Here is a 13730-nt window from a genome sequence, read left to right as displayed (position 1 = left end):
TTTATGTTCAAACACATCATATTATTTGTAATGCTCGTGATAAGTCCCCTACTATTTGGACAACATCACAAAATCAAAGGAACTATTTTAGATGAAAACAAGTTCCCTGTAGCTGGGGTGTCTATCCAATTGCAGACGAACCCTAACATTGCCACACAAACCGATGTTAATGGGCTGTATACACTCAGCTTTACACCTAATGGCAAAGAGGTAACCTTAGAAATTATCAAAGAAGGGTTTGAAAAACAAACGGTCGTTGTTACGCTTCAAAACAACGAAAACCGCGTCACTTACGTAGATTTCACACTCCCAAAGGAGGCTATTGCTTTGGAAGAAGTAGTAGTGAGCGATAACCCTAGCTTGATTGCTAACTCCGAGAGTTTATCGCGAAAAAAATTAGATAAAGTTCCTGGTGGTACCAATATAGCCAACTTAAAGGATTTGTCCGAAAAGCGTTCTCAAACCCTCAAAGATGCTCTTGTGTGTCAACCAGGGGTGGTTATTCAAGAATTCTTCGGTGGTAACGACCAGCCTCGACTCAATATCAGAGGTTCAGGAATACAAAGCAATCCACAATCACGTGGGGTTGCCCTATATCAAGATGGTATTCCTATAAACTTTTCCGATGGCTCTTATATTATAGGTGTTTTAGAACCTCAAGCATCTAATTTAGTAGAAGTATACCGCGGAGCTAATGCTATGGAATATGGGGGAGCTACCTTAGGAGGTGCTATGAACTTCGTGACCAAAAATGGCTATAACGCCTCTCCTCTTAGTGTAAAAATGGAAGCGGGTAGTTTCAATTACTTCAACAGTAGTCTTTCTTCAGGATTTTCTTCTGGCAAAAACGATGGCTTTATTTCTACTTCCTATAGCAAAAGCGATGGATACCGCACCTACAACTCTTCCAAACGCTTCAACGCATTGCTCAATATTGGCAGACAGTTTACCAATAAGTTTGAAACTCGCCTATATGCCTCATTTACCGATTTGTATTTCGATATTCCAGGTCCTCTTACCAAACAACAATACGAAAGTGATAGCAAACAAATAAATGGAGCTCCTAAACTTACAGTTCCTTATGCTTTCGGACCTAATGTACAACGCGATAAACCTAATAGATCAAGCAAAATTGCACGTTTTGGTAGTAAGTCAGCCTATAAGTTTAACAACCATAGTTTGCTCACTGCTACTTTGTATTACCAATATGCTGATGATGCCTTTTTATATCCCATAGCCACCAATATACGTCACGATTACAACAACGATTATGGTTTGCGTCTTACTTATGATTATAATACTCGTAAAAACGATTTGTCAATAGGGGTACAACTCAGCCAAGGCAAAATGCATCAATTGCGAAACATCAACGAAAAAGGAAGTTTTGGCGCATTATTTGCCAAACAAGACCTCTTATCAAACCACGCTGTAGCCTACATTTCCGATGTATACAAAATCACCGATAAATTCCTTGTGAATGTAGCTGTACAAGGTAGTTACGACACCCGAAAGATAGAAGATAAATTTGAGGGTAGTAGCCGACCTATATCCTTCTATGCCGGTCAAAATTTACGCCGTGTCCAAAGCCCTTCTTCCGTAAAAAAAATTGATAACGAGTATACGTATAACGCTGTCAATCCCAAAGCAGGTGTGATTTATAAGTTCAGTGATAATGCCCAAGTATATGGTAATTATAGCTTTAGTTATGAACCCCCTACCTTCCTTGAAATCATTCGTTTAACAGGAGGTGCAGCAATGAGCGGTACACAAGTAATTTTCCCTAATAGTAGCAATGCCAATTCCAGTGCTAAAAATATTGCAGCCTTTGAATTGAAAGCACAAAAAGCACAAACCGCCGAGATTGGAACTAAAGGAAATATTGGTGATGCTTTCGTGTGGAATGTAAGTGCCTATCACTCTTGGGTAAAAGATGAGATTTTTACCCTCACCGATGGCGAAATTGGCATCAATGGTATTACTGTAAACGCTCCTTATACCACCGTCCACCGAGGAGTTGAGGCGTCATTGCAATCTACCTTTGCCAAACGTGTATTTTCAAGTAGAGGTGATGCCTTTACCCTTTTTGTAAACTACAATTACAGCGATTTCTTCTTTGATGGAGGCGCTCTAAAAGGTAACCAAATAGCAGGTATCCCTAAACATTACATCTATGGTGCTTTAGACTATAAACACCCTTCTGGATTCTTTGCCGAGTTCAATGTTGAAGCACTCCCTGAAGATACCCCTACCGACCATAAAAATACTTATTACCAAGATGCCTATCAACTGTTAGGCGCTAAAATAGGATTTAAAAAAGGAAACTGGACGTTCTTCTTCCAAGGTAATAATTTAGCCGATACAGTTTATGCATCTAGCTATTTAATTCAAGACCAAGTAACTCCTCCTCCTGCAAAAGTAGGCAACAGAGTCTTGCAACCTACCCCCACCATTGTCGATAAAACAAACTTTATCCCTGGTGTCGGACGTAACTTTGTAGGTGGTATAACTTACACTTGGTAAAAATCTTACAATTTAGTTTTGTACATATCAAAAAAGATTGTATCTTTGCGCCCGAATTAATAACCGAGGTCGTGAACCTCACTAATTAAATTTTTTTATGCCAGTAAAAATCAGATTACAACGTCACGGTAAAAAAGGCAAACCTTTCTATTGGATTGTAGCCGCCAACTCACGTGCAAAAAGAGATGGTAAATTCCTTGAAAAATTAGGAACTTACAACCCAGTTTCTAACCCTGCTCAAATCGAAATTGATGTAGATGCAGCAGTAAAATGGTTGAAAAACGGTGCTCAACCAAGTGATACAGCTCGCCGTATCCTTTCTTACAAAGGTGTATTGCTTAAATATCACTTGTTAGGCGGTGTTGCCAAAGGTGCCCTTACCGAAGAACAAGCTGAAGCTAAATTCAAAGCTTGGTTAGACGAAAAAGCTAACAAAGTATCTTCTAAAGAACAAAAATTAGCTAAAGAAAAAGCAGATGCTAAAGCTAAAGCGTTAAGTGCTGAAAAAGAAGCTAACGAAAAACGTAAAAACGACGCTGCTGCTAAAGCTGCTGAGGCTGCTGCCGAAGCTACCGCTGAACAAGCTGAAGCTGAAGCTCCTGCCGAAGAAAACAACGAAACTGAAGCATAGACTCATAATATGACCATTAAAGATTGTTTTTATGTAGGAACAATTGTGTCAAAGTTTAGCTTTAAAGGGGAAGTGCTCATCAAATTAGATTCTGACGACCCCGAAATGTACGAAGAATTGGAATCAGTTTTTATTGCTTTAGGCAATAATCTGGTTCCTTTTTTTGTTGAAAAAAGCTCTTTGCACAAATCCGATTTACTCCGTGTAAAATTTGAAGAAGTTAATAGTGAAGCCGATGCCGATGCTTTGCTAAAACACAAAATCTACTTGCCCTTAGCGGCTCTTCCTAAACTTTCAGGTAATAAGTTCTATTACCACGAAGTAATAGGATTTGAAGTCGAAGATATAAACTATGGAAAAGTAGGTAAAATTGTGAGTATCAACGATACTACTTTCCAACCCTTATTCGAAATAGAAAATGAAGAAGGCAAAGAAATCCTTATCCCTATGAACGATGAGTTTATTGAAAAAGTAGATCGCCCTAACCAAAAAATCATCGTAAAAACCCCCGATGGTCTTATCGATTTATATGTAAATTAAACTTTTTATTAGGAGAAATTAATAAAAAGCATTACCTTTGTCGCTCAATAACATTAACACTCATTTTTCCAATGAAAAAATATATCGATACAGGAAAAAAAGATACCCGAAGTGGCTTCGGCGCTGGACTTGCCGAATTAGGTCGCAAAAACCCTAACGTAGTAGCCCTTTGTGCCGACTTGATTGGCTCCCTAAAAATGGAAAAATTTATCGAAGAAAACCCTACCCGTTTCTTCCAAATAGGTATTGCTGAAGCTAATATGATGGGCATTGCTGCTGGTCTTACTATCGGTGGTAAAATCCCCTTTACAGGCACTTTCGCAGCTTTCTCTACAGGTCGTGTTTATGACCAAATACGTCAATCAATTGCCTATTCTAATAAAAATGTAAAAATATGCGCCTCTCACGCCGGACTTACCTTAGGCGAAGATGGAGCTACTCACCAAATATTAGAAGATATCGGACTGATGAAAATGTTGCCTAATATGGTGGTTATCAATCCTTGTGACTACAATCAAACTAAAGCAGCAACCCTTGCTATTGCCGATTATGTAGGCCCTGTATACCTCCGCTTCGGTCGCCCTACCGTGGCTAACTTCACTCCCGAAGACCAAACTTTTGAAATAGGCAAAGGAATCTTGCTAAACGAAGGTTCTGATGTTACCATCGTTGCTACAGGTCATTTAGTTTGGGAAGCGCTTTTAGCTTGTGAAGTCTTAGAACAACAAGGCATCTCTGCCGAAGTGATTAATATCCATACTATCAAACCTTTAGACGAAGAAATCATCCTCAATTCTGTAAAGAAAACCAAAGCAATCGTTACTTGTGAAGAACATAATTACTATGGAGGTCTGGGTGAAAGTGTAGCTCGTGTACTTGCACAACACTACCCTACTCCACAAGAGTTTGTTGCCGTAAATGATACCTTTGGTGAAAGCGGCACACCTGCTCAGCTTATGCAAAAATATGGATTAGATAAAGAGGGTATTTTAAAAGCAGTTCAAAAAGTACTGAAAAGAAAATAAATAGTATGATACAATCAATGACAGGATTCGGAAAGAGCGTGTTATCTCTTGCCGATAAACATATCAGTATAGAAATCAAATCTTTAAATAGTAAGAGTATTGATATCAACACGCGTATTCCTCAGGTATATCGCGAAAAAGAACTCGACTTTCGCAAACTTATTGCTGAACAATTGCAACGCGGAAAAGTAGATTTTAGCATCTTCATAGAAAATACAGGTACTCAAACTCCTTCTAAAATCAATCCTAACATCGTAAAATCGTACATAGAACAAATGCGTGCGATTGTGGATGGCGACCTTACCGAGTTGCTTAAAATGGCAGTGCGTATGCCTGATGCCTTGCAAACCACTTCCGAAAGTATTTCTGAAGAAGAACTTTCTGTTATTTTTCAACATATCAACCTTGCCATTGCCGATTTGCAAAACTTCCGCACTCAGGAAGGTAAAGTATTAGAAAAAGATTTTGTATTGCGAATTAACAATATCAACCGCCTATTACAAGAAGTACAAGGTCTTGACGAAGAGCGCTTAGCTTTGATACGCGAACGCCTTGAAAAAGCAGTTGCCGATATCCAAAATGTAGATGCCAATCGCTTTGAACAAGAACTTATTTTCTATTTAGAAAAATTGGATATTACCGAAGAAAAAATCCGACTCAAAAAGCACTTAGACTATTTTCTAGAAACCCTCCATAGCGAAGAATCTAACGGACGAAAACTGAGTTTTATCGCACAAGAAATTGGACGAGAGGTAAATACCTTAGGATCTAAAGCTAACTTTGCCCCTATGCAACAGTTAGTTGTCCAAATGAAAGACGAACTCGAAAAAATTAAAGAACAAGTATTAAACGTATTATAATCTGCTAATTTGCTAATTTACCAATTTGCTAATTAAAAAATGAACAAACTAATTATTTTCTCAGCCCCCTCAGGGAGTGGCAAAACTACCATAGTAAAACACTTGTTATCACTTGAAAAACTTAACTTAGCCTTTTCTATTTCAGCTACCTCTCGCGCACCTCGTGGTGTCGAACAACACGGCAAAGAATACTATTTTCTTTCAGCCGATGAGTTCAAAAATCGCATACAACACGATGATTTTATGGAATGGGAAGAAGTATATGCTGGCTGTTACTATGGCACCCTAAAATCTGAAGTAGAACGTCTTTGGGCAAATGGTAAAAATGTAGTATTTGACCTTGATGTTGCTGGAGGTCTTCGCTTGAAAAAAAAATACCCTGACCAAACCTTGGCAATTTTTGTAGAACCACCAAGCCTCGTTGCCTTAGAGGAGCGTTTGCGCAATCGCAAAACCGAAACAGAAGAAAAAATACAAATGCGCCTCAATAAAGCCGAACAAGAAATGGCTACAGCTCATCAATTTGATGTAATTATCAAAAACGACGATTTGCAACAAGCCCTACAAGAGGCTGAACGTATAGTAACCGAATTTATCAATCGATGAAAAAACAAATAGGCTTATTCTTTGGATCATTCAACCCTATCCATATAGGGCATCTCATCATTGCCAATCATCTGGTAGAACATAGTGCAATGGACGAATTGTGGTTAGTCGTAACTCCTCAAAACCCATTTAAAGAAAAACAATCGCTGTTAGACAACCACTTGCGACTGGAAATGGTAAATTTAGCAATAGACGAATATCCCAAGTTAAGAGCTTCAAACATCGAATTTCAGTTGCCTCAACCCAATTATACAGTAAACACTTTAGCCTATTTGGAAGAAAAACACCCTCAAGTTAACTTTGCCTTAATTATGGGGGAAGACAACCTAAAAAGCTTTCACAAATGGAAAAACTACGAGTATATTTTAGCTAATTACCCTATTTATGTATATCCTCGTATTTCAGAGGGAGATATCCCCCAATCCTTAATCAATCACCCACAAATCACTCGTATAAATGCTCCTATTATTGAACTCTCTGCTACTTTTATACGTGAAGAACTCAAAGTAGGGCGCAATATACGTCCATTACTCCCCGAAAAAGTATGGCAATATATCGATAAACTGGGACTCTACAGATAAAAAATTATCAATGTCTCTCCGAAATACTCCCAAAACTTCATTTTTCAGTAATTTGATCATCAATAAAATTAAAACAAAATGTCAAAAACAAAAATACTAATGGTTTGCTTAGGCAATATTTGCCGTTCACCCTTAGCCGAAGGTGTGATGAGAAGCAAACTCCCTTCCGATAACTTTGAAGTAGATTCAGCTGGTACTGCCAATTATCACGTGGGTGATGCCCCTGATGATCGTTCTATTGCTTCTGGCAAACAACACGGAGTAGACATCTCTATGCTTAGAGGACGACAATTTTCTGCCAAAGATTTCTCACACTTCGATTATATCTTTGTAATGGACAGAAGTAATTACCAAAACGTGATCCGCCTTGCTAAGAACGAAAAAGAACGTGCTAAAGTACATTTTTTAGCCGATGCTTTAGGAGGAATGGCACGACGTGAAATCCCCGACCCTTATTACGGTACAGAAGCCGATTTTGAAAACGTCTATCAGCTCATTGACGAGGCTTGCACAAAAGTTGCTCACAAACTATCTCCTAACCCCTAACTACTATCTCCTAAAATGGACTTCTCATCTAAACTCTTAGAAAACGCTGTATACGAAATAGCACAATTGCCCTCTATAGGCAAGCGCACCGCCTTGCGTTTAGCCTTACACCTGCTCAAACAACCCGAAGAGCAATCCTTGCAGTTAGCACAAGCCATTGTAGCGTTGCGAACCCATATACAGTATTGCAAAAACTGCCATAACATCTCCGATGTCGATCTTTGTGAAATATGCGCCAATCCCACTCGTGACACAGGCATCATCTGTGTTGTAGAGGATTTCCGCGATGTAATGGCAATAGAGAACACAGGACAATTCAGAGGGCAGTATCACGTCTTAGGAGGCAAAATATCCCCCATTGATGGGATTGCCCCTTCCAATCTACACATCGCATCACTGATAGAAAAAGTAAAGGCAGGCAAAGTAACAGAACTCATTCTCGCCCTAAGCAACACTATGGAAGGCGATACAACCAACTTCTATATCTACAAACAAGTAGAGCCCTATCACATCACTATCTCCACCATAGCACGCGGCATAGCCGTAGGCAGCGAACTCGAATACACCGATGAAGTAACCTTAGGTCGCAGCATCGCCCATCGCATCCCTTTTGAAAAAGCCATCAAAGCAGTATAACCCCACACCTCCCACACCTACCACACCTCCCACCGCTCCCATCCCTGCCTGTGCGGATCGCACCTCCCATCCCTGCCCGTGCGGCTCACCTTCTCTCTCCAAAAATTCCCTAAAAAAATCCTATTTCATTAGGTTATTCAACTTTTTTACACTACATTTGCCGCACTGTATAAAATAAAAACATCTTTATTTTACACAAAATATAGATATAATAACCTGATTATGAGTTCCAAGTTTTTTACTAATACAGAAGGAAATACCTTGTTCAAGAAATTTGAAGGGATTATTAAAGCAATGAAACCAGCAGCTTTTAAAGCTGTTTCAGCTTATTTTCGTTCTTCAGGCTACTTTAAAATGCGTGAGATGCTAAAAGAAGTAGAAGAAGTTAAAATCTTAGTAGGTATCAATGTAGATACTCTTATAGCTGATGCTCAAAAAAGAGGAATTCTCTACTTTAAAAATTCGGACAAAACTAAACAAGAGTTTGAAAAGTGGTTTATTGAGGATGTAAAAGAAGCTCAATACTCTAAAGAAGTAGAAGAAAGTATCTTGCAGTTTATTCAAGATATTGTAGATAAGCGCATTGAAGTAAGGGTACACAATAGTCAATCTATTCACGCTAAATTCTATATTATTTTACCAAAAGAACATAGTGAATATACTGATGGTTGGGTAGTAATGGGCTCTTCTAATCTTACTGATGCAGGTATTGGTAGTAAAAAAGCTCCTAACTATGAATTGAATATAGCTTTAAAGGATTTTGATGATGTAGAATTTGCAAAAAAAGAGTTTGATAAACTATGGGAAGACTCAGATGTATTACTTCCTGCTGATGTAGAAGGACTAATTAAGAAAACTTATATTGGACAAGCGTTTACTCCTTTTGAAATATTTATAAAACTACTTATAGAGTATTTTGGAAAAAATATTGATTACGATCCTAATACAGTGGGTGACTTGCCTTCAACCTACAAAAAGTTAAGTTATCAAATAGATGCTGTAAACCAAGGATTTGACATGCTACAAAAACACAATGGTTTTTTCTTAGCTGATGTGGTTGGATTAGGAAAAACAGTTATAGCCTCGATGATAGCTAAACGTTTTTGTATAGCCAATGGTTTTGCACAAACTAAAATATTAGTAGTTACTCCTCCAGCAGTAGAAAAGAGCTGGAAGCAAACTTTTAGAGATTTTAGGTTAGATAAGAATACTAAGTTTATTACCAATGGTAGTCTCAATAAAATAGTAGATGAAAAAGATTTGGATAACTATTGGGAAATAGATGAATATGATTTAATTTTAGTAGATGAAGCGCATAAATACCGCAATCATAGATCGCAAGGTTTTGATTACTTACAACGAATTTGTAAAACCCCACGAAAAGCTGAAGGACTTATAGAGGGAGATAAGAAAAAAGTAATACTTATTTCAGCGACCCCTCTTAATAACCGTCCGGAAGATCTTTATTATCAAGTACAACTATTCCAAGATATTCGTACAAGTACTTTGGAAAAAGTAAATAATTTGCAAAACTTCTTTGCTCCATTGATTCGAGAATACAAAGATATTATGAATACTACCATTCCTGATATGGGAAAAGTAAGGAATATCTATAAGCAAATTCGTGAAAAAGTAATAGCTGAGATTACAGTGCGCAGAACACGAAAAGACCTTAAGAAATATCCTAAATATTTAGATGATTTAAAAGAACAGGGTATTATTTTCCCTGAAATAGCACCTTTACAAACCATAGAATATCAGTTAGACACCTCTCTTGGTAAGCTGTTTTATGAAACAATATTTAACTTAACAGATGATGATAAAATAGGTTATTATCGTTATCAGGCTATTCGCTTTTTGAACAAAGAGATTCAAGAAAAATACTATGAAAAAGCTGAATTAGTATCTCAATCGTTAGCGGGTATTATGAAAACTTTAATGGTGAAGCGCTTGGAAAGTAGTTTCGTAGCATTTAAGAAAACATTAGAGAACTTATTGAAATCAACCCAACGGATGATTGAAATGTTTGAAAATGATAGAGTTTATATTGCGCCTGACTTAAATATCAACACTCTATATGAAAAAGGTTTTTCGGAAGAGGAAATAGAAGAGATAATCCTTCAGAAAAATGCAAAAAATGCAAGAAATAATATCTTTTCGGCAGATGATTTTGATCCTGCACTCTTAGAAGGATTAAAAAAAGATGTAAATTCACTGAAAATACTTTTTGAAAAATGGCAAAAGATAAAGAATGACCCTAAAATAGATAAGTTATTTAGCATTTTAAATAGTACTTTACTTGATAAAGAAAAGAATCCTTCACAACAGTTAATTATTTTTACTGAAAGTAATGATACAGCTGATTATTTAACAGAAAAACTTTCAACTAAAATAGCTCCTAATAAAATATTGAAAGTTTCTTCAGAAAATAGAAGTAAAATATTTGATGATATTCAAGCTAACTTTGATGCTAATTATACAAAAGAGCGAAAAAATGATTTGCAAATACTCATTACTACCGATGTGCTTGCTGAGGGTATCAACTTGCATCGTGCCAATGTATTGTTAAATTATGATACCCCTTGGAATGCTACTAAGCTAATGCAACGCCTCGGACGTATCAACCGAATAGGAAGTGAAGCAGGGATTGTATATAACTTTATTTTTTACCCTTCAGCACAAGGTGATGAAGAAATAAAGTTGTACAAAAATGCTTATGTTAAACTGCAAGGTTTCCATTCTGCTTTTGGAGAAGATGCACAAGTATTCTCTAAAGAAGAATTAGTAGAACAATTTGAGCTTTTTAAAGAAGGAGGTGAAGGAGAAGAAGACAAACGTTTGCACTATCTGCGTTTTATTCGTGAATTTAAAGATAATAACCCTAAGGAATTTAAACGTATTTCTAACATTCCTTTCAAAGCCCGTACAGCTCGTAAAAACGAAAACACTCCATTTGATGATGTGAAAAATGGTTCTATCATTTTTATGAAATCACCCTATAAAAGTGAGTTTTATAGAGTAAATGGGAAAGAAGAAATAGAAAGTATTGATTTTTTGGAAGCAGCCGAACGCTTCGAAGCTACTGTTTCGGAGAAAGGTTTTGAGGTGCCTGCATCTCATTATAAAGATGTAAATTTGGCACAAAGTAAGTTCGAAAACGATACCATACAAGCTAATATTGAAACTGTAACTCCGACTGATAAGGCAGATGGAAATACAATGCAAGCTAAAAAATTCTTACGTGATATAAAAGGAACTTTAAATAACGAAGAACTAAAAATAGCTTGCGATCAGCTTATCAAACTTATTGACAAAGGTACTTTTACAAATATACCTACTGATGTAAAGAAGATACGACAGCAGTTAGATAAACAAAAAATAACATTTGGAAATGCTCAACAACTTATTCTGAATTTAGCTAATAAATACGTAGTATCATCTTTTGATAGTATAAAAAATAATAAGGAAAAAGCATTGGATATATTACCCGAAATAGTAATCACTGAAACATTTATTAAATAGTATGAAAAATTTAAGACAAATACTCTCATCTCCTTATCATCAGGAAGATTGGATTAGCTTCTTGAAAGAACTTTTTGCTCATAATTCAGGTACTGGAGTTATATTGCAAAAACCTCAAAGAATAGAGCTTTCTAAAAGTGAAAAAGTGAAAGAAGCTTATGAATTAGGTAATTATGAAACTACCGAAGGGAGGCTTATTGGTATTTACCAAGTAAATATTAGTGAAGATATGTTGCTTTATCGCAACAAAGTAGGACTTCGCCAATTGATGAAGAATATCTACAAATATAATGTAGATGGTGTGTTAGTAGTTTTTGTACAAGAAAAGAAATGGCGATTGTCATATATTTCTGAAATCATAAAAGAAGTAGATGAGAAAGGTAAGATTATTAAGGAAATTACGAATGAAAAACGCTTTACCTACTTGTTAGGAGAAGGAGAAAAGACAAAAACAGCCACAGATAGACTTCAACTTTTAGTAGGGAAAGAACTTTCGTTAGAAGATTTTAAAAATGCCTTCGCAGTAGAGGCACTTAATAATGATTTCTTTGATAGATATAAGGATATCTATGAAGATTTTGTACAACATATTACAGGAGTTCGTTATGAAATGGATAAAAAAACAAAAAAATATATTGAGATAAAGAAACACGAACCACACCCTAATTTTGATGGTTATAAGAACTATAAAGATTATCCTATGCCACATCCTGATAGTGAAACACAACCTTTTAAAAATAAGGAATATCCTAATCTTTTTAATGGAAATAAAAAAGCTGTTCGTGATTTCGTAAAACGAATGATGGGACGGATTGTCTTTTTGTACTTTATACAAAAGAAAGGCTGGTTAGCAGTACCTAAGGGTAAAAATTGGGGAGAAGGTAATTATGATTATTTATACCAATTGTATAAAGAAACACCTAAAGAAGACCAACCTTATTTTTATGAAAAACGTTTGGTACCATTATTTTTTGAATGTTTTACAGATAAAAAGTCAGAGAGTGAAACAAATGACTTGCGTTTCCCTTATCTTAATGGAGGGTTATTTGATAAAACACAAGACCAACACTTTGATAAGGTAAATTTGCCTTACTCTATTTTTACTGAACTTTTTGATACCTTTAACTCCTACAACTTTACCGTCTATGAAGATGCTCCTAATGAACATACTGTAGCTGTAGACCCTGAGATGCTAGGGCATATCTTTGAAAACCTTTTGGAAGACAATAAGGATAAAGGAGCTTTCTACACCCCTAAAGAAATTGTACATTATATGTGCAAAGAAAGCTTAAAAACCTTTTTACTTTCAAAAATAACCCCTAATGGTCAATCAGAAGAAGCAAAAGATGTTATTACAAAAATAATAGAGCATCAACCCCTTAATGAAGAGGAAAAAATCTATGTGAAAGAAAAAGGGGATGTTATTACTAACTCTTTAGAAAATGTAAAAATATGTGATCCTGCTATTGGGTCTGGAGCTTTCCCTATGGGACTTTTGCAAGAAATATACTATATCAAAATCACCTTGCAACAATTAGGAGTAACAACAGAGCTGACCGATGCTCAGATTAAAAAACATATCATTGAGCAAAATATCTATGGAGTTGATATTGATGCAGGTGCAGTAGACATAGCTCGATTGCGCTTTTGGTTAAGTTTGGTAGTAGATGAACATCTTCCACAACCACTTCCTAACTTAGACTTTAAGATTATGCAAGGGAATAGCTTATTAGAAAGCTATCAGGGAGTAGATTTGAGTAACCTTTTACAGGATAATAACAATTTAATGCTTGTTGAAAATGCACAAAAAGACCTATTTGGGAACTATGTAGAACCACAACTTAGAATAACCTTTACCAAAAAAGACTTTACTGAAAGCTTGCAACAAGATATCAAAAAATATTTTAGTATTACAGATGCTGAAACAAAGAAGAGTTTAAAAAAACAAATTAACAACAAAATACAGGAGCATATAGATTATAATTTGGAGTTGCGTAGAAATCATTTGGAAAGATTAAAGTTAGAAATTACTCCTAAATATAAAAATGCTACTTTGACTCTTAAGCAAGAAAGAGAAAAAGAATCCTTAGAGCAGGAGATAGCAAAATTAGATATAAGCCGTAAGGAAATAATAAAACTACAAGAAACAGATGAAAAACCTTTTTTCTTGTGGCATATATATTTTGCTGATGTATTTAAAGGGGCAAATAATTTAGACAACCCTGGATTTGATATTGTTATTGGGAATCCTCCGTATGGAGCT

11 protein-coding genes are annotated in these 13730 nt (G+C 36.1%); all 11 read left to right on the top strand.

From position 1 onward, the window contains the following. The first annotated feature begins 3 nt into the window (after positions 1-3). The gene (locus JMN12_RS14570) at positions 4-2520 is read left to right on the top strand and encodes a TonB-dependent receptor (protein ID WP_203139990.1); all 2517 of its coding nucleotides are present in this window, start codon (positions 4-6) and stop codon (positions 2518-2520) included. A 97-nt stretch (positions 2521-2617) separates the two neighbouring features. Then, the gene (locus JMN12_RS14565; RefSeq protein ID WP_002678283.1) at positions 2618-3151 is read left to right on the top strand and encodes a 30S ribosomal protein S16; all 534 of its coding nucleotides are present in this window, start codon (positions 2618-2620) and stop codon (positions 3149-3151) included. 9 nt (positions 3152-3160) lie between these two features. Beyond that, positions 3161-3691, top strand: coding sequence for a ribosome maturation factor RimM (gene rimM / locus JMN12_RS14560; protein ID WP_002678153.1), 531 nt, complete (start codon positions 3161-3163; stop codon positions 3689-3691). A gap of 71 nt (positions 3692-3762) precedes the next feature. Then, complete coding sequence (locus JMN12_RS14555; RefSeq protein WP_088594164.1) at positions 3763-4716, top strand: transketolase family protein; 954 nt, start codon at positions 3763-3765, stop codon at positions 4714-4716. Between the two features lie 5 nt (positions 4717-4721). Continuing rightward, positions 4722-5576 (top strand): YicC/YloC family endoribonuclease, encoded by an 855-nt coding sequence (locus JMN12_RS14550; RefSeq protein WP_009413655.1) that lies wholly within the window; start codon positions 4722-4724, stop codon positions 5574-5576. A 39-nt stretch (positions 5577-5615) separates the two neighbouring features. Next, on the top strand, positions 5616-6182 hold the full coding sequence (gene gmk / locus JMN12_RS14545) for a guanylate kinase (RefSeq protein ID WP_198466056.1): 567 nt from the start codon (positions 5616-5618) through the stop codon (positions 6180-6182). Beyond that, positions 6179-6763, top strand: a complete 585-nt coding sequence (nadD, locus tag JMN12_RS14540; RefSeq protein ID WP_203139988.1) for a nicotinate (nicotinamide) nucleotide adenylyltransferase — start codon at positions 6179-6181, stop codon at positions 6761-6763. Before gmk ends, nadD begins: the two co-directional genes overlap by 4 nt. A 78-nt stretch (positions 6764-6841) precedes the next feature. Next, entirely contained in the window at positions 6842-7309 is a 468-nt protein-coding gene (locus tag JMN12_RS14535; RefSeq protein ID WP_203139986.1) for a low molecular weight protein-tyrosine-phosphatase, read from the top strand. Between the two features lie 15 nt (positions 7310-7324). Then, on the top strand, positions 7325-7945 hold the full coding sequence (gene recR, locus JMN12_RS14530; protein ID WP_088594160.1) for a recombination mediator RecR: 621 nt from the start codon (positions 7325-7327) through the stop codon (positions 7943-7945). A 222-nt stretch (positions 7946-8167) separates the two neighbouring features. After that, complete coding sequence (locus tag JMN12_RS14525) at positions 8168-11467, top strand: helicase-related protein (RefSeq protein WP_203139984.1); 3300 nt, start codon at positions 8168-8170, stop codon at positions 11465-11467. Position 11468: 1 nt separating this feature from the next. Next, on the top strand, positions 11469-13730 hold a 2262-nt coding region (locus tag JMN12_RS14520), incomplete at its 3' end, for an Eco57I restriction-modification methylase domain-containing protein (RefSeq protein ID WP_203139982.1).

Origin of the sequence: Capnocytophaga genosp. AHN8471 (assembly GCF_016806945.1) — a bacterium.
GTDB classification, from domain to species: Bacteria; Bacteroidota; Bacteroidia; order Flavobacteriales; family Flavobacteriaceae; genus Capnocytophaga; species Capnocytophaga periodontitidis.
Note: the sequence above shows the minus strand (reverse complement) of the source record. Positions and strands in the feature narration are given on the sequence as shown.

Excerpts from the sequence above, each read along its gene's own strand:
- JMN12_RS14570 (WP_203139990.1), top strand. The coding sequence starts at position 4 with ATGTTCAAACACATCATATTATTTGTAATGCTCGTGATAAGTCCCCTA.
- JMN12_RS14565 (WP_002678283.1), top strand. The coding sequence starts at position 2,618 with ATGCCAGTAAAAATCAGATTACAACGTCACGGTAAAAAAGGCAAACCT.
- rimM (WP_002678153.1), top strand. The coding sequence starts at position 3,161 with ATGACCATTAAAGATTGTTTTTATGTAGGAACAATTGTGTCAAAGTTT.
- JMN12_RS14555 (WP_088594164.1), top strand. The coding sequence starts at position 3,763 with ATGAAAAAATATATCGATACAGGAAAAAAAGATACCCGAAGTGGCTTC.
- JMN12_RS14550 (WP_009413655.1), top strand. The coding sequence starts at position 4,722 with ATGATACAATCAATGACAGGATTCGGAAAGAGCGTGTTATCTCTTGCC.
- gmk (WP_198466056.1), top strand. The coding sequence starts at position 5,616 with ATGAACAAACTAATTATTTTCTCAGCCCCCTCAGGGAGTGGCAAAACT.
- nadD (WP_203139988.1), top strand. The coding sequence starts at position 6,179 with ATGAAAAAACAAATAGGCTTATTCTTTGGATCATTCAACCCTATCCAT.
- JMN12_RS14535 (WP_203139986.1), top strand. The coding sequence starts at position 6,842 with ATGTCAAAAACAAAAATACTAATGGTTTGCTTAGGCAATATTTGCCGT.
- recR (WP_088594160.1), top strand. The coding sequence starts at position 7,325 with ATGGACTTCTCATCTAAACTCTTAGAAAACGCTGTATACGAAATAGCA.
- JMN12_RS14525 (WP_203139984.1), top strand. The coding sequence starts at position 8,168 with ATGAGTTCCAAGTTTTTTACTAATACAGAAGGAAATACCTTGTTCAAG.